The organism is Enterobacter mori LMG 25706, from assembly GCF_000211415.1.
Taxonomy (GTDB): domain Bacteria; phylum Pseudomonadota; class Gammaproteobacteria; order Enterobacterales; family Enterobacteriaceae; genus Enterobacter; species Enterobacter mori.
The window spans coordinates 918,721-940,179 of sequence record NZ_GL890775.1 but is presented as its reverse complement, the minus strand read 5'-3'; the positions used below and the strand labels follow the sequence as shown (position 1 = coordinate 940,179).

General features: G+C 55.6%; 19 protein-coding genes. 8 read left to right on the top strand and 11 right to left on the bottom strand.

Annotation, left to right across the window (positions count from 1 at the left end; all coding sequences use genetic code 11):
* Positions 1–31 precede the first annotated feature (31 nt).
* On the bottom strand, positions 32–1,255 hold the full coding sequence (gene pepT, locus ENTMO_RS0109520; protein ID WP_010429790.1) for a peptidase T: 1,224 nt from the start codon (positions 1,253–1,255) through the stop codon (positions 32–34).
* Between the two features lie 237 nt (positions 1,256–1,492).
* Here pepT and potA point away from each other — a divergent pair, with 237 nt between their 5' ends.
* From potA to potD, 4 genes are read left to right on the top strand one after another with little or no spacing between them, the layout of a single operon-like run.
* On the top strand, positions 1,493–2,641 hold the full coding sequence (gene potA, locus ENTMO_RS0109515; protein ID WP_182403477.1) for a spermidine/putrescine ABC transporter ATP-binding protein PotA: 1,149 nt from the start codon (positions 1,493–1,495) through the stop codon (positions 2,639–2,641).
* Positions 2,625–3,482, top strand: a complete 858-nt coding sequence (gene potB / locus ENTMO_RS0109510; protein ID WP_010429784.1) for a spermidine/putrescine ABC transporter permease PotB — start codon at positions 2,625–2,627, stop codon at positions 3,480–3,482. The genes potA and potB overlap by 17 nt, the downstream gene beginning before the upstream one ends.
* Entirely contained in the window at positions 3,479–4,270 is a 792-nt protein-coding gene (gene potC, locus ENTMO_RS0109505; protein WP_010429781.1) for a spermidine/putrescine ABC transporter permease PotC, read from the top strand. Before potB ends, potC begins: the two co-directional genes overlap by 4 nt.
* Positions 4,267–5,301, top strand: coding sequence for a spermidine/putrescine ABC transporter substrate-binding protein PotD (gene potD, locus ENTMO_RS0109500; RefSeq protein WP_010429779.1), 1,035 nt, complete (start codon positions 4,267–4,269; stop codon positions 5,299–5,301). Before potC ends, potD begins: the two co-directional genes overlap by 4 nt.
* Before the next feature lie 34 nt (positions 5,302–5,335).
* Here potD and cobB read toward each other — a convergent pair whose 3' ends face one another.
* Genes cobB through lolC form a run of 5 tightly spaced genes read right to left on the bottom strand, consistent with a single transcriptional unit; the run spans position 5,336 to position 10,275 of the window.
* Positions 5,336–6,157 (bottom strand): Sir2 family NAD+-dependent deacetylase, encoded by an 822-nt coding sequence (gene cobB, locus ENTMO_RS0109495; protein ID WP_010429776.1) that lies wholly within the window; start codon positions 6,155–6,157, stop codon positions 5,336–5,338.
* 14 nt (positions 6,158–6,171) lie between these two features.
* Positions 6,172–7,083 carry an N-acetylglucosamine kinase gene (gene nagK / locus ENTMO_RS0109490; protein WP_010429773.1) on the bottom strand — a complete coding sequence of 304 codons (912 nt, stop codon included), beginning with the start codon at positions 7,081–7,083 and terminating at the stop codon, positions 6,172–6,174.
* Between the two features lie 54 nt (positions 7,084–7,137).
* Positions 7,138–8,382, bottom strand: a complete 1,245-nt coding sequence (gene lolE / locus ENTMO_RS0109485; RefSeq protein WP_010429770.1) for a lipoprotein-releasing ABC transporter permease subunit LolE — start codon at positions 8,380–8,382, stop codon at positions 7,138–7,140.
* Positions 8,382–9,083 carry a lipoprotein-releasing ABC transporter ATP-binding protein LolD gene (lolD, locus tag ENTMO_RS0109480; protein ID WP_010429765.1) on the bottom strand — a complete coding sequence of 234 codons (702 nt, stop codon included), beginning with the start codon at positions 9,081–9,083 and terminating at the stop codon, positions 8,382–8,384. The genes lolE and lolD overlap by 1 nt, the downstream gene beginning before the upstream one ends.
* Positions 9,076–10,275, bottom strand: a complete 1,200-nt coding sequence (lolC, locus tag ENTMO_RS0109475) for a lipoprotein-releasing ABC transporter permease subunit LolC (RefSeq protein ID WP_010429761.1) — start codon at positions 10,273–10,275, stop codon at positions 9,076–9,078. The genes lolD and lolC overlap by 8 nt, the downstream gene beginning before the upstream one ends.
* 257 nt (positions 10,276–10,532) lie before the next feature.
* Between lolC and ENTMO_RS0109470 the strand changes: the two genes are divergently transcribed.
* The 3 genes from ENTMO_RS0109470 (at position 10,533) to ldtC (ending at position 16,309) form a co-directional block, all read left to right on the top strand.
* Positions 10,533–11,606, top strand: coding sequence for an acyltransferase family protein (locus tag ENTMO_RS0109470; RefSeq protein WP_010429758.1), 1,074 nt, complete (start codon positions 10,533–10,535; stop codon positions 11,604–11,606).
* 148 nt (positions 11,607–11,754) lie between these two features.
* Positions 11,755–15,201, top strand: coding sequence for a transcription-repair coupling factor (mfd, locus tag ENTMO_RS0109465; protein WP_010429754.1), 3,447 nt, complete (start codon positions 11,755–11,757; stop codon positions 15,199–15,201).
* A 142-nt stretch (positions 15,202–15,343) separates the two neighbouring features.
* A complete protein-coding gene (gene ldtC, locus ENTMO_RS0109460; protein WP_029485038.1) occupies positions 15,344–16,309 on the top strand; it encodes a L,D-transpeptidase LdtC in 966 nt (321 codons plus the stop codon).
* Between the two features lie 72 nt (positions 16,310–16,381).
* Here ldtC and bhsA read toward each other — a convergent pair whose 3' ends face one another.
* Positions 16,382–16,639, bottom strand: a complete 258-nt coding sequence (bhsA, locus tag ENTMO_RS0109455; protein WP_006174713.1) for a multiple stress resistance protein BhsA — start codon at positions 16,637–16,639, stop codon at positions 16,382–16,384.
* A gap of 244 nt (positions 16,640–16,883) precedes the next feature.
* Here bhsA and comR point away from each other — a divergent pair, with 244 nt between their 5' ends.
* On the top strand, positions 16,884–17,519 hold the full coding sequence (gene comR, locus ENTMO_RS0109450; protein WP_010429744.1) for a TetR family copper-responsive transcriptional repressor ComR: 636 nt from the start codon (positions 16,884–16,886) through the stop codon (positions 17,517–17,519).
* A 60-nt stretch (positions 17,520–17,579) separates the two neighbouring features.
* On the opposite strand, the gene ENTMO_RS0109445 is transcribed toward comR, so the two are convergent.
* The 4 genes from ENTMO_RS0109445 to nagZ form a co-directional block, all read right to left on the bottom strand.
* The gene (locus ENTMO_RS0109445; RefSeq protein ID WP_029485037.1) at positions 17,580–18,119 is read right to left on the bottom strand and encodes a glycine zipper 2TM domain-containing protein; all 540 of its coding nucleotides are present in this window, start codon (positions 18,117–18,119) and stop codon (positions 17,580–17,582) included.
* A gap of 193 nt (positions 18,120–18,312) precedes the next feature.
* Positions 18,313–19,617, bottom strand: a complete 1,305-nt coding sequence (locus tag ENTMO_RS0109440) for an NAD(P)/FAD-dependent oxidoreductase (RefSeq protein WP_010429739.1) — start codon at positions 19,615–19,617, stop codon at positions 18,313–18,315.
* A 235-nt stretch (positions 19,618–19,852) separates the two neighbouring features.
* On the bottom strand, positions 19,853–20,395 hold the full coding sequence (ycfP, locus tag ENTMO_RS0109435; protein WP_010429736.1) for an alpha/beta hydrolase YcfP: 543 nt from the start codon (positions 20,393–20,395) through the stop codon (positions 19,853–19,855).
* A 34-nt stretch (positions 20,396–20,429) separates the two neighbouring features.
* Positions 20,430–21,455, bottom strand: a complete 1,026-nt coding sequence (gene nagZ / locus ENTMO_RS0109430) for a beta-N-acetylhexosaminidase (protein WP_010429734.1) — start codon at positions 21,453–21,455, stop codon at positions 20,430–20,432.
* Positions 21,456–21,459 lie beyond the last annotated feature (4 nt).

Genomic DNA, 21,459 nt, shown 5'->3' with positions numbered 1-21,459 from the left:
CCCGGTAAGCGAAGCGCCACCGGGCGTTTTCTCAGCGTTTTGCCGTCAGTTCAGCTATCCGCACAATCACCTTCACCGCTTTTTCCATTCCTTCCAGCGTCACAAACTCATGCTTGCCGTGGTAGTTATACCCGCCGGTAAACAGGTTCGGGCAAGGTAATCCCATAAACGACAATTGCGAGCCATCAGTACCACCGCGAATCGGCTTCAGCTGCGGTTCAATGTCACAGTCGCGCATGGCCTGCTGAGCGATGTCGAGAATATGAGGATGCTCCATCACCTTCTCACGCATATTGTAATAGCTGTCTTCTATGATCAGCTCAATATAGCAATCAGGGTGTAACCCTTTCCCCACCTTCTTGGCGATCTCCATCATCTTACGCTTGCGCGCCTCAAAGGCCTTGCGGTCGAAATCGCGAACGATGTAGTGCATCTGCGCGCTGTCCACGGTGCCTTTGATGCTGGTCAGGTGATAGAAACCTTCATACCCTTCCGTCATTTCAGGGCTCTCTTCCGCCGGAACCTCAGCATGAATACGCGACGCCAGCGACAGCGCATTTACCATCACACCTTTCGCGGAGCCTGGGTGAACGTTGTTCCCCACAATCTTGATCGTCACCGACGCAGCGTTGAAGTTCTCATACTCGAGTTCACCGACACCGCCGCCGTCAACGGTATAGGCCCACTTCGCATTGAAGGCCTCGACGTCGAAATGTTTTGCGCCCTTGCCCACCTCTTCATCCGGCGTAAAGGCCACGCGGATATCACCGTGCGGGATATTTTTGCCTTTCAGCACCGCCAGCGCCGTCATGATCTCCGCAATGCCCGCCTTGTCATCCGCACCCAGCAGCGTTTTGCCGTCAGTGGTGATCAGCGTCTGGCCCAGCAGCTGATGCAAAACCGGGAACATCACCGGCGAGAGCACTTCATCGCCAATACCCAGCGCGATATCGCCGCCGCGGTAGTTTTCAACAATCTGCGGGTTCACATGTTTACCGCTAAAATCCGGAGAGGTGTCGACATGGGAGATAAAGCCAATCGCCGGGATATCCCCGTCGACATTCGCAGGCAGCGTTCCCATCACAGTGCCTTTCTCGCTTAACGTGACGTTGACCAGCCCCATGGCGTCAAGCTGCTCTTTAAGCAGGTTTAATAACTTCCACTGGCCTTCGGTGCTCGGCACCTGGCGAACACCCGGTTTAGATTGGGTATCCAGCGAAACGTACTGTAAAAAACGCTCAAGTAATTTATCCATGCAGTCACCCTCACTTTTTGTGACAACATTATCAATAAGCATCAAAACGCAAATATTGCGTCAGGTCACTTTTATCCCGCAAACGAGAACTTTTTTCGTTTATGTCATGCAGTGTTTATAAATGTAGCTTATGAATCAGTGACAAGGATTGGCGATTGCAGGGGATTGCCGTAGAATGTCCGCCCTCATTACGAGTCACCAAGGTGGTTACACACAAACCCCGCTTCGGTCTGCTGCCTGAGGCGTCTATATGGGACAGCGCAAAAATTGAATACACAATCCCGTTCACGTTCACCGCTGGTGCAACTGGAACGAATTCGTAAAAACTTTGATGGTAAAGACGTTATTTCCGACCTCACTCTCACCATCAACGACGGTGAGTTTCTGACGCTGCTTGGCCCCTCTGGCTGCGGCAAAACCACCGTACTGCGCCTTATCGCCGGGCTGGAAAGCGTTGATAACGGCCATATCCATCTTGAGAACCAGGATATTACCCAGGTTCCCGCAGAAGACAGACACGTCAATACCGTCTTTCAGAGCTACGCCCTGTTCCCGCACATGACCGTGTTTGAGAACGTCGCGTTTGGTCTGCGGATGCAAAAAACACCTGCCGCCGAGATCCCACCGCGCGTTACCGAAGCCCTGCGGATGGTGCAACTGGAAGAGTTTGCCCAGCGTAAACCCCATCAGCTTTCCGGCGGCCAGCAGCAGCGTGTGGCCATCGCTCGCGCCGTGGTCAACAAGCCGCGTCTGCTCCTGCTGGATGAATCCCTCTCCGCGCTGGATTACAAGCTGCGCAAGCAGATGCAGAACGAATTGAAAGCCTTACAGCGTAAGCTGGGCATTACCTTTGTTTTTGTGACCCACGACCAGGAAGAAGCCCTGACCATGTCCGACCGCATCGTGGTGATGCGTGACGGAAAAATCGAGCAGGACGGCACGCCGCGCGAAATCTACGAAGAGCCGAAGAATCTGTTTGTCGCCAGCTTCATCGGTGAGATCAATATCTTCGATGCCACTGTGATTGAACGCCTGGACGACCAGCGTGTGCGAGCCAGCGTTGAAGGCCGTGAGTGCACTATCGCGGTGAATTTCCCCGTTGAAAAGGGACAAAAGCTTAACGTCCTGCTGCGTCCGGAAGATCTGCGCGTCGAGGAAATTCATGGCAATACCGAGGCCGAAGGGTTAATCGGCTATATCCGCGAGCGCAACTACAAAGGGATGACGCTGGAGTCCGTTGTTGAGCTGGAAAACGGCAAGATGGTGATGGTCAGCGAGTTCTTTAACGAGGATGACCCTGACTTCGACCACTCTCTCGACCAGAAAATGGTTATCAACTGGGTAGAAAGCTGGGAGGTTGTGCTGGCTGATGAAGAACACAAGTAAATTCCAGAATGTGGTCATCGCCACGATCGTCGGTTGGCTTGTGCTGTTTGTCTTTTTACCCAACCTGATGATCGTTGCTACCAGCTTCCTGACCCGCGACGACGCTAACTTCGTTTCGCTGGTCTTTACGCTGGACAACTACGCGCGCCTGCTCGATCCGCTCTATTTTGACGTGCTGCTGCACTCGCTCAATATGGCGTTGATTGCCACCCTCGCCTGTCTGGTGCTGGGGTATCCTTTCGCATGGTTCCTCTCGGGCCTGCCGCAAAAGGTGCGTCCCCTGCTGCTGTTTTTACTGATTGTTCCCTTCTGGACCAACTCGTTAATCCGCATCTACGGGCTGAAAATCTTCCTGAGCACTAAAGGCTATCTCAATGAATTTCTGCTGTGGCTGGGGGTGATTGATACGCCGATCCGTATTATGTTTACGCCGAGCGCGGTGATTGTCGGCCTGGTTTATATCCTGCTGCCGTTTATGGTAATGCCGCTCTACTCCAGCATTGAGAAGCTGGATAAACCGCTGCTGGAAGCGGCAAGAGATCTGGGTGCCAGTAAGCTGCAGACGTTTATCCGCATCATTATTCCGCTGACGATGCCCGGTATTATTGCAGGCTGTCTGCTGGTAATGCTCCCGGCGATGGGCTTGTTCTATGTGTCGGACCTGATGGGCGGTGCGAAAAACCTGCTGATTGGTAACGTGATTAAGAGCCAGTTCCTGAACATCCGCGACTGGCCGTTCGGCTCGGCCACCAGCATTACGCTGACGGTGGTGATGGGCCTGATGCTGCTGGTCTACTGGCGCGCCTCGCGCCTGCTGAATAAAAAGGTGGAGCTCGAATGATCGGTCGACTGCTTCGCGGCGGTTTCATGACCGCCATTTATGCCTGGCTCTATATCCCGATCGTTATTTTGATCGTGAACTCATTCAACAGCTCGCGGTTCGGGATTAACTGGCAGGGCTTTACCACCAACTGGTACAGCCTGCTGATGAACAACGACAGCCTGCTGCAGGCCGCTCAGCACTCGCGGACGATGGCGATCGTCTCCGCCACCTTCGCGACGCTGATTGGCTCCCTCACCGCCGTCGCGCTGTACCGCTACCGCTTTCGCGGCAAACCGTTCGTCAGCGGCATGCTGTTTGTAGTGATGATGTCACCGGATATCGTCATGGCCATTTCGCTGCTGGTGCTGTTTATGCTGCTGGGCGTACAGCTTGGCTTCTGGTCGCTGCTGTTCTCGCATATCACCTTCTGCCTGCCGTTTGTGGTGGTGACCGTCTTTGCGCGTCTTAAAGGGTTCGACGTGCGTATGCTGGAGGCGGCGAAAGATCTGGGCGCCAGCGAGATGACCATCCTGCGTAAAATCATCCTGCCGCTGGCAATGCCTGCCGTGGCGGCCGGATGGCTGCTCAGCTTTACTCTGTCGATGGATGACGTGGTGGTCTCCTCCTTCGTGACCGGGCCGAGCTATGAAATTCTGCCGTTGAAGATCTATTCAATGGTGAAAGTCGGCGTCTCACCTGAGGTGAACGCGCTGGCGACCATTCTGCTGGTGTTGTCGCTGGTTCTGGTGATTGCCAGCCAGGTTATTGCTCGTGATAAAACAAAATCTCAGGGGACAATGAAATGAAAAAAATGCTCGCCGCTGCGGCGCTGGTGCTTGGCATGGGTGCCGCGCACGCTGATGACAGCAAAACGCTCTACTTCTACAACTGGACCGAATATGTGCCGCCAGGACTACTGGAACAGTTCACCAAAGAGACGGGCATCAAGGTTATCTACTCGACCTATGAGTCGAATGAAACCATGTACGCCAAGCTGAAAACCTACAAAGACGGTGCGTACGATCTGGTCGTGCCTTCCACCTACTTTGTCGACAAAATGCGCAAAGAGGGCATGATCCAGAAGATCGATAAAACGAAGCTAACCCATTTTTCAAACCTCGATCCGGAGATGCTTAACAAACCGTTCGATCCCAATAACGACTACTCCATTCCTTACATCTGGGGTGCGACAGCGATTGGCGTGAACAGCGATGCCATCGATCCGAAAACGGTTACAGGCTGGGCCGATCTGTGGAAACCGGAATACAAAGGTAGCCTGCTATTAACCGACGATGCGCGTGAGGTGTTCCAGATAGCGCTGCGTAAACTCGGCTATTCCGGTAACACCACCGATCCGAAAGAGATCGAAGCGGCCTACAACGAGCTGAAAAAGCTGATGCCTAACGTGGCGGCATTCAACTCTGATAACCCGGCAAACCCGTATATGGAAGGCGAAGTGAATCTGGGGATGGTGTGGAACGGCTCCGCGTATGTTGCCCGCCAGGCCGGTACGCCGCTGGAGGTCGTCTGGCCGAAAGAAGGCGGGATCTTCTGGATGGATAGTCTGGCGATTCCGGCCAACGCGAAAAACGTGGACGGCGCGCTGAAGCTGATTAACTTCCTGCTGCGCCCCGACGTGGCGAAACAGGTGGCTGAAACCATTGGCTACCCGACGCCAAATCTGGCTGCACGCAAGCTGTTAAGCCCTGAAGTCGCGAATGATAAATCGCTGTACCCTGATGCTGATACCGTCAGCAAAGGCGAATGGCAGAACGACGTGGGGGACGCGAGCCGTCTTTATGAAGAGTATTATCAGAAGTTAAAAGCAGGTCGTTGAGATATGACGGGCGACGCGATGTCGCCCGTCACAACTACAGCCCCTTCAGGAGTTTATCCACAAAAGCTGGCACCACTTCACTTGCCAGACCATAGTGTTTTTCTTCAAACTCACTACCCACCTGACTCGGCTCCAGATTAAGCTCTACCGTATGCGCGCCCTGGAGTTTAGCCTCGTGAACAAATCCCGCCGCCGGATAGACGTGCCCGGACGTGCCGATGGCAATGAACACGTCCGCCATCGCCAGCGCGCTGTAGATCTCATCCATGCCCAGCGGCATTTCGCCGAACCACACCACGTGCGGGCGTAAACGCGCAGGAAACTGACAGCAATGGCATTTGTCTTCCGGCAGCACGTCCTCTTTCCAGTCCAGCACCTGACCGCTCCAGGCGCAGCGAACCTTGAGCAGCTCGCCGTGCATGTGAATGATATTCTTGTTACCCGCACGCTCATGCAGGTTATCGATATTCTGCGTCACCAGCAGAAAACGATCCCCCAGCGCCTCTTCCAGCTTAGCCAGCGCAAGATGCGCCGCATTCGGCGCAATCTCAGGCTGCTGAAGCTGACGACGGCGGGCGTTATAAAACGCCTGCACCAGGTCCGGATCGCGGGCGAAACCTTCCGGCGTCGCCACGTCCTCGACACGGTGCTCTTCCCACAGCCCGTCCGCCGCGCGGAAGGTTCGAATTCCTGACTCGGCGGAGATCCCCGCGCCGGTCAGCACCACCACTCTGGGTTTATCCATCGCTTCTGGCATCATTCTGTCTCTGAAAAAGATCCGCTGGCGCAAGCGCTCACGCAAGCGGCGTTTGTTTTTGCGAAAACGGCTGAGTCGACCCTGGCGACGCGACAGCATAGAAACCTCGTAGACTAATCGGTGAGATGAAGGAATGCGGCTCCGCGCATGCCTCCCGCGTCCCCGTGTCGCGCGCGTTCAATACGCGGCACGCGGGCGACCGGCAATAAATGTCGGGGCAAACGCCCGGACAGCTGTTCCGTAATCGCAGTAAAGTTTGATAGCCCTCCCCCAATCACCAGCAGATCCGGGTCGACGATGGTGAGAATATTTCCCAGACACACCGCCAGCAGATCAAGATAGCGCTCGACGTGCTCACGCGCCTGCGCATCCCCTTGCTCCCACGGGGTAATAATTTGGGGGGCTTCAAGTTTCTGATGATAGAAGTGTTCGTAAAGCCATGCAAACCCGCGGCCGGAGAGAGTGTTCTCAATACAGCCGTGCTGGCCGCAGCCGCAGCGGGTGAGCGGAAAATCACGCCCAACGACCTCCAGCGCGTCCACCGGCAGACGGATGTGACCAAACTCGCCGGTGATGTAGCTGCGCCCGGTAATCGGCTTACCGTTGATCACAATTCCCCCGCCGACGCCGGTACCGAGGATCAGCCCCATCACCAGTGGGTACTGACGGAACTCATCATCCCAGGCTTCGGAGAGGGCAAAACAGTTGGCATCGTTATCTAAACGCACATCGCGTTCAAGGAGGGCAGAGAGATCGGCGCGCAGCGGTTTGCCGCTGGCGGCAGGCACGTTGGCGGCATACAGCGTGCCATCGTCGGTTTCGGGCATGCCCGGAATGCCGATGCCGACGCTGCCTTTCACGCCAAAGCGTTCATCGGCTTGCGCCACCAGTGCGGCAATGGCGGTTAAAAATTCGTCGTAGCTTTCGCGCGGCGTGGGAACGCGGGTTTCCCACTGCAGTTTGAGGTCTTTATCAAACACGCCGAGCGCAATCTTGGTGCCGCCAATATCAAATCCGTAATACATGATGCATTCCTCTGCTTGATCCAGCGGCCTAAAGACCGCTAAACCATGACGAAATTACTGGCCACTTAGTACCCTCGCCGGATCAATTCGGCTTGCGCGACGCGCCGGATACCAGCTTGCCAGCAGACTCAGTAAAAGTGCTGTAACCAGCACATAAAAAACATCCAGCCAGTGCAGTTCAGACGGCAGGAAGTCAATAAAATAGATATCACCCGACAGGAACTGGTGGCCAATCAGCTTTTCAATGCCGTTGATAATCGGCGTCAGCTGCAGGGAAACCACCACGCCGATCACCACGCCGCACAGGCTGCCGAACAGGCCCGCCAGTAAACCGTACCAGACGAAGATGGCGCGAATAAGGCCGTCTTTCGCCCCGAGGGTACGAAGCACGGCGATGTCTCCGCTCTTATCCTTGACCGCCATCACCAGCGTCGAGACGATATTAAAGCACGCTACACCAATCACCAGCACCATCGCCAGATACATAATGGCGCGGATCATCTGGATATCACGGTACATATACCCGTAAGTGCCGATCCAGCTTTTGATGTAGACATAGTTATTGGTCACGCTGCCCGCATCACGCACAAGTTTGTTGGCGTTAAAGACGTCGTTCACCTTAATGGCAATGCCCGTCACGCTGTCGCCCATGTCGAGATACTGGCGCGCGTCTTCCATCGGCACCATGGCGAAGCTGTGATCGAGCTGCCCGCTCAGCTGAAGAATGCCGGCAACGTGCAGGCGCACGCGCTTAGGCTGCTGCAGTTTGTGGTCGGCGCTGGCGTTCGGGATCATGATCGATACCCAGTCACCCTGCTTCACCTTCAGAGCATCGGCAACACCTTTGCCCATGATGATCTGCTGCTCGCCAGCCTTAAAGTTGGCCCACGCGCCGTTCTGCACAAATTGCGGCAGCGCGCTGAGACGCTCCTCCTGGGCGGGGTTGACACCTTTCACCTGAATGGCGCGCAGGTTTACCCCGCTCTCCACCAGCCCGGTAAAGTTGATGTAGGGCGCGGCCGCGGCAATGCCCGGCACGTTTTCGACTTTTGTGAGCGCGTCGCTCCAGTTCGTCCACGGCTGGTTAACCGGCTCGATCTCCCCGTGCGGCACCACCGCAAGAATGCGGTTGTTTAGCTCGCGCTCAAAGCCGTTCATGGCACTTAAGCCCAGGATCAATGCCGCCACACCGAGCGCGATACCCACGGTGGAGATCACGGAGATGAGCGACACCATGCCGCCGCGACGGCGACCACGACTAAAACGTAAACCGATGAGTAGCGATAACGGTGACGCCATTACTCTGCTCCCATCAGGGTCAGTTCCGCGTTCAGATGGCCGTCGCGCATCTCAAGCTGGCGACCCATGCGTTTTGCCAGCTGCAGATCGTGGGTCACCACCAGAAACGCGGTGCCCTGCGATGCGTTCAGCTCGCCCAGAAGCTGGAAAATACTGTCCGCATTGCGCGCATCCAGGTTACCGGTAGGTTCATCCGCCAGCACCAGACGCGGATTGTTCACCAGCGCACGGGCAATCGCCACGCGCTGGCGCTCGCCTCCGGAAAGCTCTGAGGGACGGTGGTTTCCGCGATGGCCCAGCCCTACCGCTTTCAGCATGTCGCTGGCGCGGGCGTTAATTTCTGCCGGTTTCTTTTTGCCAATCAGCAGCGGCATTGCCACGTTTTCCAGCGCCGTGAAGTCCGGCAGCAGGTGGTGGAACTGGTAGATAAAGCCCAGCTCGCGGTTACGCAGCTCGGCCTTCGCCGCGGAGGACATCTTGCTCATCGGCTGGCCGGAGAAGATCACGTCACCTTCAGTTGGCGTATCCAGCCCGCCCAGCAGATGCAGCAGCGTACTTTTGCCTGAACCGGAGCTGCCGACAATCGCCATCATCTCGCCTTCACCCACGCTAAAGCTCACATTGTGCAGCACGTCGGTCTGCACAGTGCCTTCCTGATAGCGTTTGGACAGGTTGTCGCATTGCAACAGGATCTTATTCATAACGTAAAGCCTCAGCGGGTTGAGTGGCGGCAGCGGGCCAGGAAGGATAAAGCGTAGAAAGCAGCGCAATGGCCATCGCGGCCAGCGCAATACCGACCACCTGCAGCGGCTCGATAGCCACCGGCAGCGCCGCACCATCAAGCAGCGCGCCGATGATCGGCATTAAGTTATTCAGTTGGCTGGCGAGCAGCGCACCCAGCACGGCACCGAGCAGCGCGCCGATGATGCCTGCGCTTGCCCCCTGAACCATAAAGACCGCCATGATCTGGCGCGGCGTGAGCCCCTGGGTTTGCAGAATGGCGACTTCGCCCTGCTTCTCCATCACCATCAGGCCCAGCGAGGTGATGATGTTAAATGCCGCCACAGCGACGATCAGGCTCAGCAGCAGCCCCATCATGTTTTTTTCCATGCGAACGGCCTGGAACAGTTCGCCTTTACGGTCACGCCAGTCCTGCCATTTGGTACCTTCCGGCAGCGTTTGCTGGCTGAGGGTATCGACCTTGAGCGGCTGATCGAGCCACAGGCGCCAGCCGGTAATGTTTCCCGCCGGGTAGCGCATCAGGCGCGACGCATCCTGGATGTTAACCAGCATCTGATAGCCGTCGACTTCGCTGTTGGCGGCAAAGGTACCTATCACGTTGAACAGGCGCTGGCTTGGCAGACGCCCCATCGGCGTAAACTGGCTGGCAGAAGGTACCATCACGCGCAACTGGTCACCACGGTTGACGCCAAGCTGTCCGGCAAGCTGTTCGCCGAGGATGACATTGTATTTACCGGGCTGCAGATCGGATTGCTTCACGTTAACCAGATACGGCGTCAACGGATCCTTTTGGGCAGGATCAATCCCCAGCATGACGCCGACCGCCACGCTGCGGGCGCTTTGCAACACGACATCGCCGGTGGTTAATGGCGCAACGCGCGTGACACCCTGTAACTTCGCTGCGCTTTCCGGCAGCTGTTGCGGGTTCACGGAACCGTTGGTTGAGGAGAGAACGGCCTGCGGCATCAGCCCCAGGATATTGTTTTGCAGCTCACGCTCAAAGCCATTCATGACGGAAAGCACCGTCACCAGTGCCATCACGCCAAGCGTAATGCCAATAGTCGAAAGCCAGGAGACAAAACGACCGAAGCGGTCCGCGGCGCGCCCACGCATGTAACGTAAGCCTATGAAGAGTGCGACAGGTTGATACATGAAATCCGTCTGTTTGCTGATAGCAGACCCACGAGTATATAAGCGAATCCGTTAAGCGTAAATGACTGAAACCGTAAGCTTTGGTAATCATTTTTCCGAAAAACTCAGATAAATCAGGGTGGTACTTTCGGTTTCTTCTCTGCACACCCTCCACCTTTTCCGAAAAACGTCCCGATACAGACAGTTACCCGTTACATCTCGCTGCCGTTTTAGAACAATTGCCCGTTCGTTTATGGCAAAACAGGTATTGGTTACCGATGAAACAAAAAGCATTATGGATTAATCAGATAAAGGGGCTGTGCATCTGCCTGGTGGTGATTTACCACTCGGTCATCACCTTTTATCCTCATCTCAGCGGGCTGCAGCATCCGCTGTCAGGGCTTCTCGCCAAATGCTGGGTCTATTTTAACCTGTATCTCGCCCCCTTCCGCATGCCGGTGTTCTTCTTTATCTCCGGCTTTCTGATCCGCCGATATATTGATGAAGTAGACTGGCGCACCAGCCTCGACAAGCGCATCTGGAGCATCGTCTGGGTGCTGGCGCTATGGGGAATACTTCAGTGGCAGGCGCTGACCCACCTCAATGCCTGGCTCGCACCGGAACGTGAACTGGCAACGTCCTCGAATGCGGCCTACGCCGACTCTGTCTCGGGCTTTATTCTGGGTATGCTCACTGCCAGCACCAGCCTGTGGTATCTGTATGCCCTGGTGGTCTATTTCACCCTGTGCAAACTGCTGAGCCGCTGGAAGCTGCCTGTTCTGGGCCTGCTGGCGCTGGCGAGCATTGCCATTAACTTCCTGCCGCTGCCGTGGTGGGGAATGAACAGCGTCGTGCGTAATATGATCTACTACAGCCTGGGCGCGTGGTACGGTGCCCAGCTTATGGCCTGGATGAAGGGGCTGGAAATAGGTCGCGTCTGGCTGGTGCTGGTCGCGTTCGGAGCGGTATCCGTGGTGCTGTGGTTTGCAAACGTCCCTCTCCCGCTCTCATTGCTGTCGATTGTACTGATCATGAAGCTTTTCTACAGCGTTGAGCAACGTTATGCCGTCCATCCAGGAAACCTGCTGAATGTGGTGGGTTCGAATACCATTGCGATTTACACCACGCATCGCATTTTGATAGAGGCTTTTAGCCTGTGCCTGATTGGTGAAATGAATGCCGCGTACTGGCCGGTGTGGGCCGAGTTAACGCTGATTCTGGTCTATCCGTTCGCCAGCCTGCTGGTCTGCACCCTTGTAGGGCTTGGCATACGCAAGATTTCCACCTCTCTCTTTGGTGATGTCTTTTTCTCCCCACCCGCTACGCTCTCCCCATCAACCGCTACCCGTTGATGCCCTCTCCGCCCCCTTTTCGGGGGCGAATTGCCTCCCATACGCTTACGATTTGCTAATGCAAAGCGATCGAGGATAATAAAGACATTGCGTATCAGTGATATGCCCCAATACTGTTGGTATATCCATAAGAGACTCTGACATAGCCATGCCTGAACACTATCGCTTTACCTTGCCTGTAAAAGCAGGCGACCAACGCCAGCTGGGCGAACTCACGGGCGCGGCGTGCGCCACGCTGGTGGCAGAAATCGCTGAGCGCCATCCCGGCCCGGTGGTGTTGGTTGCCCCGGATATGCAAAATGCCCTGCGCCTGCATGACGAAATCCGTCAATTTACCGATAGCCTGGTGTCCAGCCTCGCCGACTGGGAAACGCTGCCGTATGACAGCTTCTCCCCGCATCAGGAGATCATCTCTTCACGCCTGTCAACGCTGTATCAGCTTCCGACCATGCAGCGCGGCGTGTTAATTGTGCCGGTCAATACGCTGATGCAGCGCGTCTGCCCGCACAGCTATCTTCACGGCCACGCGCTGGTGATGAAAAAAGGCCAGCGCCTGTCGCGGGATGCCCTGCGCGCGCAGCTTGACGGTGCCGGTTATCGCCATGTCGATCAGGTGATGGAGCATGGGGAATACGCCACCCGCGGCGCGCTGCTCGATCTTTACCCAATGGGCAGCGACCAGCCGTACCGCCTGGATTTCTTTGATGATGAAATCGACAGCCTGCGCGTGTTCGACGCCGACACGCAGCGCACGCTGGAAGAAGTGGAATCCATCAACCTGCTGCCCGCACATGAATTCCCGACGGACAAAACCGCTATCGAGCTGTTCCGCAGCCAGTGGCGCGAGAGGTTCGACGTGAAGCGCGATGCCGAGCACATTTATCAGCAGGTCAGCAAAGGCACGCTGCCTGCCGGGATCGAATACTGGCAGCCCCTGTTCTTCAACGAGGCGCTACCCGCGCTGTTCAGCTATTTCCCGGCGAACACGCTGATTGTAAACACCGGGGATATCGAGGCCAGCGCCAGCCGCTTTGAAAGTGAAACCCGCGCTCGCTTCGAAAACCGTGGCGTGGATCCGATGCGTCCGCTGCTGCCGCCGGAAACGCTTTGGCTGCGCACCGACGAGCTCAACGCCGAACTGAAGCGCTGGCCGCGCATGCAGCTCAGAACCGACTCGCTCGCGGATAAAGCGGCCAATACCAACCTGGCGTTCCAAACGCTGCCGGACCTCTCCGTTCAGGCGCAGCAAAAATCCCCGCTGGATAATCTGCGCAAGTTCCTGGAATCCTTTACCGGGCCGGTGGTGTTCTCCGTTGAGAGCGAAGGTCGTCGCGAAGCGTTAGGCGAACTGCTTGGCCGCATCAAGATCGCGCCAAAGCGCATTTTGCGGCTGGACGATGCCACCGGAACGGGCCGCTATCTGATGATCGGTGCCGCTGAGCATGGGTTTATCGACGCGCTCAACAACCTGGCGCTAATTTGCGAAAGCGACCTTCTCGGCGAGCGCGTGGCGCGCCGCCGTCAGGATAGCCGTCGCACCATCAACCCGGACACGCTGATCCGTAACCTGGCCGAACTGCATCCGGGCCAGCCGATTGTTCACCTCGAGCACGGCGTCGGACGCTACCAGGGGATGACCACCCTTGAAGCGGGCGGCATCAAAGGCGAATACCTGATGCTGACCTACGCCAACGACGCCAAACTCTATGTGCCGGTCTCGTCCCTGCACCTGATCAGCCGCTATGCAGGCGGTGCCGAAGATAATGCACCGCTGCACAAGCTGGGCGGCGACGCCTGGGCGCGCGCGCGCCAGAAGGCGGCGGAAAAAGTGCGCGACGTGGCGGCCGAGCTGCTGGACATCTATGCCCAGCGCGCGGCCAAAGAAGGTTATGCGTTTAAGCATGATAAAGAGCAGTATCAGCTGTTCTGCGACAGTTTCCCGTTTGAAACCACGCCGGATCAGGCGCAGGCCATTAACGCGGTGCTGAGCGACATGTGCCAGCCGCTGGCGATGGACCGCTTAGTGTGCGGTGATGTGGGCTTCGGTAAAACTGAAGTCGCGATGCGCGCCGCTTTCCTGGCCGTTGAGAATAACAAGCAGGTGGCGGTGCTGGTGCCTACTACCCTGCTTGCCCAGCAGCACTTCGACAACTTCCGCGACCGCTTTGCCAACTGGCCAGTGCGTATCGAGATGCTGTCGCGTTTTCGCAGCGCTAAAGAGCAGACGCAAATTCTTGAACAGGCAAGTGAAGGTAAAATCGATATCCTGATCGGCACCCACAAGCTGCTACAAAGCGACGTGAAGTGGAAAGATCTGGGGCTGCTGATCGTCGACGAAGAGCACCGCTTCGGGGTGCGCCATAAGGAGCGCATCAAAGCGATGCGCGCCGACGTCGACATTCTGACCCTGACCGCAACGCCTATCCCGCGTACGCTGAACATGGCGATGAGCGGCATGCGCGATCTGTCGATTATCGCCACGCCACCGGCGCGCCGTCTGGCGGTAAAAACCTTTGTCCGCGAATATGACAATCTGGTGGTGCGCGAAGCGATCCTGCGTGAAGTGCTGCGCGGCGGTCAGGTGTACTACCTCTACAACGACGTGGAAAACATTCAAAAAGCGGCGGACAGGCTGGGGGAGCTGGTGCCGGAAGCGCGTATCGCTATCGGTCACGGACAGATGCGCGAGCGCGAGCTGGAGCGGGTGATGAATGATTTCCACCACCAGCGCTTCAACGTGCTGGTGTGTACCACCATCATTGAAACCGGTATTGATATCCCGACCGCGAACACGATCATTATTGAACGCGCGGATCACTTTGGTCTGGCGCAGCTGCACCAGTTGCGCGGTCGCGTCGGGCGTTCGCATCATCAGGCCTACGCCTGGCTGCTGACGCCGCATCCTAAAGCGATGACCACCGACGCGCAAAAGCGTCTGGAAGCCATCGCGTCACTGGAAGACCTTGGCGCAGGCTTTGCGCTGGCGACACACGATCTCGAGATCCGCGGTGCCGGTGAACTGCTGGGTGAAGACCAGAGCGGCTCGATGGAGACCATCGGCTTCTCGCTCTATATGGAACTGCTGGAAAATGCCGTCGATGCGCTGAAGGCCGGACGCGAGCCGTCGCTGGAAGATTTGACCAGCCAGCAGACCGAGGTGGAATTGCGTATGCCTTCCCTGCTGCCGGATGATTTCATTCCTGATGTGAATACCCGTCTGTCATTCTACAAACGTATCGCCAGCGCGAAAAAAGAAAACGAGCTGGAAGAGATTAAGGTGGAGCTGATCGACCGCTTCGGGCTGCTGCCGGATGCCGCGCGAAATCTGCTGGATATTGCGCGGCTTCGTCAGCAGGCGCAAAAGCTGGGCATTCGTAAGCTCGAAGGGAATGAAAAAGGCGGCGTGATTGAGTTCGCGGAAAAAAACCATGTCGATCCAATGTGGTTGATTGGTTTGCTGCAAAAACAGCCGCAGCACTTCCGCCTGGACGGCCCGACGCGTCTGCGTTTTACTCAGGAACTGACAGAACGCAAAACCCGCATGGACTGGGTGCGCAACTTTATGCGCCAGCTTGAAGAGAACGCTATCGCGTAATCTTCTCCCCCGTTAGCGCCTGGCTGACGGGGGAGAATTTACAAACTCTTTGCACTTCACCCGATCTTCCCGACACACCTCTTCGCCATAATTATCATTAACTCTTTATAAAACAATAACCTTATCATTTATAGGGATTATGATAATGACCGCTTCGCGTTTAACTCGCTGGATCACCCTGCTTGCGCTTGCCGCTACGGTAGCCGTTGCGCTGCCTGCACGCGCAAACACCTGGCCCCTTCCCCCCCCTGGCAGCAACGTTGTCGGGCAAAACCGTTTTCATGTTGTTGAAGATAACGGGGGTTCGCTGGAGGCCATTGCCAAAAAATATAACGTCGGCTTCCTGGCCTTGCTGCAGGCCAACCCCGGTGTCGATCCTTACGTGCCGCGTGCTGGCAGCGTGCTGACCATCCCGCTTCAGACCATTCTTCCTGATGCACCACGACAGGGGATCGTGATTAACCTTGCCGAGCTTCGACTTTACTATTATCCGCCGGGTAAAAAAGAAGTGACCGTTTATCCAATCGGTATCGGCCAGCTGGGCGGGGACACACTGACGCCAACCATGGTTACTACCGTGTCGGATAAACGTGCTAACCCAACCTGGACACCCACGGCAAATATTCGCGCACGCTATAAAGCTCAGGGTATCGATCTGCCCACCGTCGTGCCGGCGGGCCCGGACAACCCAATGGGTCATCACGCGATCCGCCTCGCGGCATATGGTGGGGTTTATCTGCTGCATGGAACGAATGCGGATTTCGGCATCGGTATGCGAGTCAGCTCCGGGTGTATTCGTCTGCGCGATGACGACATCAAGACGCTCTATAGCGTGATCACGCCAGGCACAAAAGTGAATATTATCAATACGCCGATTAAGGCCTCGGAAGAGCCCGGTGGCGTACGGTTGGTCGAAATTCACCAGCCATTATCAAAACACCTCGGTGACGATCCGCAGACGCTGCCCATTCCACTGAATGCCGCGATGGTGAGCTTTAAATCGAATACGAACACCGATAGCGTGGTGATGGAGCGCGCGATGGAAGCCCGGTCAGGAATGCCAATTGACGTCACGCGACATGGAAATGTCACTCCGCAGTCAATGTAAGTACCAACAAAAACGCCCTGCAAATGCAGGGCGTTTTTTATAGCAGTGGCATAAATGAGGGTTTAGCCAGGCTTATTTATAGATAACAGCAGTACCGTGCAGGGTGTTAGGGCCGGTCACTGAGGTGATACGGAATGATTTCGCACCCATCTCATCCGCTTTCTGCGCCAGTTGATCTTCCAGAGAGCCCAGGTTTGTCCCCGCGTTTGCAGAGATGGTACCCACTTTTTGTTGGTCAGCAGGAGTAGATTGTACTTCTACAGCGGCGAAGCTTGCGAAAGAGAGTGAGCTAAGTACAGCAGCAGCGATCAGGGTTTTTACGTTTTTCATGATTTTTACCTTTAGGCAGATGAATTGGGCGTCGTAAGTTATTTACTTAACGATCGATAGGTAAATGATAGATGTGATCCAGCTCACACGTCAACATGTTTTTATAACGACCGTTAAATTAATTTTATTTCCGTTAATTTTCATACCCATATGATTAATTTATTTTTAAGCAAACTACGCTGGTCGCGGGATAGGTTTATTTTTATAATGGTCATTCAACAAACCAACTGAGGACCAACGGCAAATGACAACCGAAGTCACGAGTTGCGCAAAGAAAAGCCGTGGCCGACCAAAAGTGTTCGACAGGGATGCGGCGCTCGATAAGGCCATGACACTCTTCTGGCAGCATGGGTACGAAGCGACCTCGCTTTCCGATCTGGTAGAAGCGACCGGCGCCAAGGCCCCCACGCTGTATGCGGAATTTACCAATAAAGAGGGGCTGTTCAGGGCAGTGCTGGACAGATACATCTCGCGCTTTGCGGCAAAACACGAAGCACAGCTTTTTTGCGAAGAGAAAAGCGTTGAACAGGCGTTGCAGGACTATTTCTGTGCCGTCGCGACCTGCTTTACCAGCAAAGACACACCCGCGGGCTGCTTTATGATCAACACCTCCGCCACGCTTGCTGCTTCATCTAAAGAGATTGCCAATACGGTGAAATCACGCCATGCCATGCAGGAGGAGACGTTAAGTACGTTTCTGGCCCAGCGGCAGCAGCGCGGTGAAATCCCGGCGCACTGCCGCCCGCAGGAGCTGGCGCAATACCTGAGCTGTATTTTACAGGGTATGTCCATCAGCGCCCGTGAAGGGGCTACGCTTGAAAAACTGCAGAGTATTACGCAAACCACACTGCGTCTGTGGCCTGAACTGCTTAAACTTTAAGGCAAAAAAAAAGCTCCTCAGCCTGAGCGCATGAGGAGCTAAGTTCAGAGAACATCTTTTTTACACTTTGTTGTTCAGTACCAGCTGACCATTGTTGTCCAGAGGGATCTGGGTGCCAGGGTCTTTATCCATGCGGATTTTGCCCTGCTGGTCGCCAATTTTGTAGGTTACGTCATAGCCCAGCATTTTTTCGGACTTGTCATAAACGGTTTTGCAGCGCTGCTGTGTGGTGGTGTACGTATCGTTGTCCTGCATTGCGCCCTGCACCTGATTACCGGCATAGCCGCCACCCAGCGCACCCACGACCGTCGCCACATCTTTGCCTCGTCCGCCACCAAACTGATGACCAATCACGCCGCCGGCTACGGCACCGAGAACTGAACCGGCAATGCGGTTTTCATCCTGCACCGGACGACGGTGAGTCACAGAGACGTTACGGCACTCCTGACGAGGGGTTTTCACGGTTTCTTTAATCGGGGTAGCGGAAACGACCTGCGCATACTGCGGGCCACGATCAAGTACGTTGAGACCGGCTACGGCAGCCACACCTAGCGCAGCAGCGACGCCAATCCCTATACCCGCCAACATTGATTTATTCACGGGACTTCCTCCTTTGTTGCTATTGGAAACTATTTTGCAACAGGGGTCAGTCCTCGCCAATAAGACAAAGGATTAAAAAATGGCCGTCTGGGGGAGAGATATCGTGTTTGAGAGAACTCTTAAGCACGCAAAGTGTGATGTACAGCATGAAATGCTAAAAACCCCCTCCGGATGGCCCGGAGGGAGAGAAATATCAGTGCAGCTTCAGTCGAGGGCGGATCACGCGGTTGATTCTGCCGACCAGCATCATCAGACCGGTTTTGAAGTAGCCGTGCAGTGCAATCTGATGCATACGGTAAAGGGAGATATACACGAAGCGTGCAATGCGCCCTTCTACCATCATCGAGCCGCGCATCAGGTTACCCATCAGGCTACCCACGGTAGAGAAGTTAGACAGTGACACCAGCGAACCGTGGTCTTTATAGACATACGCCTTCATCGGTTTTCCTTTGTACTGCGCCAGGATGTTGTGCAGCACCAGACTCGCCATCTGGTGAGCGGCCTGAGCGCGCGGCGGCACGAACCCACCTTCAGGGCGCGCACAGGATGCACAGTCTCCAATAGCGAAGATTTCCGGGTCGCGCGTGGTTTGCAGCGTCGGCTCTGTCACCAGCTGGTTAATGCGGTTGGTTTCCAGCCCGCCGATCTCTTTCATGAAATCAGGCGCTTTGATACCCGCCGCCCAGACCATCAGATCCGCTTTGATATACTCGCCGTCCTTAGTATGCAGGCCGCCTTCGGCAGCGCTGGTCACCATGGTCTGCGTCAGCACCCGCACGCCCAGTTTGGTGAGTTCATTGTGCGCCGCACCGGAAATACGTGGCGGCAGCGCAGGCAGAATGCGTTCACCGGCTTCAACCAGCGTCACGTTCAGCGCTTCGTTAGTCAGCCCTTTATAACCGTAGCTGTGCAGCTGTTTCACCGCGTTGTGCAGCTCTGCAGACAGCTCAACGCCCGTCGCGCCGCCGCCGACAATAGCAATGTTCACCTTGCCATTGGCACCCATATTGCTGGTGTACTTCAGGAACAGGTTTAGCATTTCCTGATGGAAACGACGCGCCTGGTGCGGGTTATCGAGGAAGATACAGTGCTCTTTCACGCCCGGCGTGTTGAAGTCGTTAGAGGTACTGCCCGGCGCCATGACCAGCGTGTCATACGCCAGCTTGCGTTCAGGAACCAGCAGTTCGCCTTTTTCATCACGCAGTTCGGCCAGTGTAATGGTTTTGCTTTCACGGTTGATATCCACCACGGATCCCAGCTGGAACTGGAAATGGTGATTGCGCGCATGCGCCAGATAGCTCAGCGCATCGACGCCCTCATCCAGCGAACCGGTCGCCACTTCGTGCAGCAGCGGTTTCCACAGGTGGCTATGGTTGCGATCCACCAGCGTAATTTTGGCTTTTTTGCCGCGACCCAGCTTTTTTCCCAGCTGTGTGGCCAGCTCCAGCCCGCCAGCACCACCGCCTACAATCACTATCTTTTTCAATGGCGTAGTCAACGTGACCCCCTCAAATTATTAACCAATTGTTAAGTAAAAGTTATAAAAATAACCCTTAATTAACAATAGGTTACAGCACTGAAACCATTCAGGTGAATTGAGAATAACACGTCAGGCGCATTGGTCATACGAAAATTGATATGCATCAAGTTTTGATGGCTTAAAAGTAGACAATTCTGGACAAAAAGAAACCCGGTCGCAAAGGCGTACCGGGTTTCGGGTGGCAGGCTGTGGCTTAGCCCAGCGTTTTGAAGGCTTTGATACGCTGCAGATGTGGGGAGATATTCTTGAACTTGTGGGTCTGTTCCTCGTCCCAGACAATTTCATAGTAATGATGCAGCAGTTCTGCCGCCCGGCTGCTGTTCAGTGCCTCATCCTGGCGCGAGAGGATCACTAAACAGCGATCGCGGTTTTTCTCACGGAAGTTACTCGGGCACTTGGTGGCAATATCGACATACTCTTCCGGGCGGTCAATTTTGCCTTCCATGTTCTCGTTCGGGAACAGGTTGGGATTGAACACGACCTGACGGATGTCGCACAGGAAGCCAATGCGTTCGGCCCAGTAGCCCCCCAGCCCCACGCCGCAGATCAGTGGACGTTCATCGACATTGAGCTGTAACATCTTGTCCACTTCCTTGAGCAGATGCTGCATATCATGCTTCGGATGACGCGTGCTGTAACTGATCAGCCGTACATCCGGGTCGATAAACTGCAGCTGCAGCACCTTCTCATGATTACCAGGACTGTTTGAGTCAAAACCGTGTAAATAGATGATCATTGTCTTCTCACCACGCTACGCCTTCCGGGAGGGTTTACAGGCTGGCTTTATGTGCCTGCCAGCGCTCATTCAGTGCTTCAAGCTGGGCGTTGACCGTCTTCCAGCGCGCCGAATCCATCAGCTCCTGACGGCGAAATGGACCTTTATGATACAATTGTGTAACACGCTCTGCTTTGATCGGCGACAGGTTATCCAACACGCTGACGGCCCCTTTACGATTATTGCAGACGAGGATCATATCGCAACCTGCGTCCAGGGATGCCTGCCCGCGCTCCGCGTAGCTGCCCATAATTGCCGCCCCTTCCATCGACAGATCGTCGGAGAAAATCACGCCGTTAAAACCGAGCTCCTGACGCAGCACCGTTTTCAGCCAGTGCGGTGAACCGCTGGCCGGGCGCGGGTCGACATCACTGTAAATCACGTGTGCAGGCATGATGGCATCAAGCTTGTTATCGGTGATAAGCGAACGGAACACCGACATATCTTTAGCACGGATTTCCGCTTCCGGACGCGGATCGCGCGGCGTCTCTTTGTGAGAATCTGCCGTCACTGCGCCATGTCCCGGGAAGTGTTTGCCGGTGGTTTTCATGCCTGCTGCGTGCATGCCGTCGATAAAACGGGTGGCTATTGCCAGCGCAATGCGCGGATCTTCATGGTATGAACGCTCGCCAATCGCCGCGCTGATATGGCCCACATCCAGAACGGGAGCAAAGCTGATGTCGATATCCATCGCAATCATTTCGCTCGCCATCAGCCAGCCAGCATCCTGCGCCAGTTTACCGCCCTCTTCTGTACCCAGCAGCGCAGCAAAAGATTGTGCGGCAGGCAAGCGGGTGAACCCCTCGCGGAAGCGCTGCACGCGCCCGCCTTCCTGATCCACCGCGACCACCAGATGGTTACGGGACGCCGCGCGGATCTGACGAACCAGTTCGCGCAATTGCGCCGGATCGTGGTAGTTGCGGGTAAACAGAATCAGCCCCCCTACCAGCGGATGCGCCAGAATGTCGCGCTCCTCCGCATCCAGCTCAAACCCTTCGACATCCAACATGACTGGACCCACACGA

Excerpts from the sequence above, each read along its gene's own strand:
- pepT (WP_010429790.1), bottom strand. The coding sequence starts at position 1,255 with ATGGATAAATTACTTGAGCGTTTTTTACAGTACGTTTCGCTGGATACC.
- potB (WP_010429784.1), top strand. The coding sequence starts at position 2,625 with ATGAAGAACACAAGTAAATTCCAGAATGTGGTCATCGCCACGATCGTC.
- potC (WP_010429781.1), top strand. The coding sequence starts at position 3,479 with ATGATCGGTCGACTGCTTCGCGGCGGTTTCATGACCGCCATTTATGCC.
- potD (WP_010429779.1), top strand. The coding sequence starts at position 4,267 with ATGAAAAAAATGCTCGCCGCTGCGGCGCTGGTGCTTGGCATGGGTGCC.
- cobB (WP_010429776.1), bottom strand. The coding sequence starts at position 6,157 with ATGCTGTCGCGTCGCCAGGGTCGACTCAGCCGTTTTCGCAAAAACAAA.
- nagK (WP_010429773.1), bottom strand. The coding sequence starts at position 7,083 with ATGTATTACGGATTTGATATTGGCGGCACCAAGATTGCGCTCGGCGTG.
- lolE (WP_010429770.1), bottom strand. The coding sequence starts at position 8,382 with ATGGCGTCACCGTTATCGCTACTCATCGGTTTACGTTTTAGTCGTGGT.
- lolD (WP_010429765.1), bottom strand. The coding sequence starts at position 9,083 with ATGAATAAGATCCTGTTGCAATGCGACAACCTGTCCAAACGCTATCAG.
- lolC (WP_010429761.1), bottom strand. The coding sequence starts at position 10,275 with ATGTATCAACCTGTCGCACTCTTCATAGGCTTACGTTACATGCGTGGG.
- ENTMO_RS0109470 (WP_010429758.1), top strand. The coding sequence starts at position 10,533 with ATGAAACAAAAAGCATTATGGATTAATCAGATAAAGGGGCTGTGCATC.
- mfd (WP_010429754.1), top strand. The coding sequence starts at position 11,755 with ATGCCTGAACACTATCGCTTTACCTTGCCTGTAAAAGCAGGCGACCAA.
- bhsA (WP_006174713.1), bottom strand. The coding sequence starts at position 16,639 with ATGAAAAACGTAAAAACCCTGATCGCTGCTGCTGTACTTAGCTCACTC.
- comR (WP_010429744.1), top strand. The coding sequence starts at position 16,884 with ATGACAACCGAAGTCACGAGTTGCGCAAAGAAAAGCCGTGGCCGACCA.
- ycfP (WP_010429736.1), bottom strand. The coding sequence starts at position 20,395 with ATGATCATCTATTTACACGGTTTTGACTCAAACAGTCCTGGTAATCAT.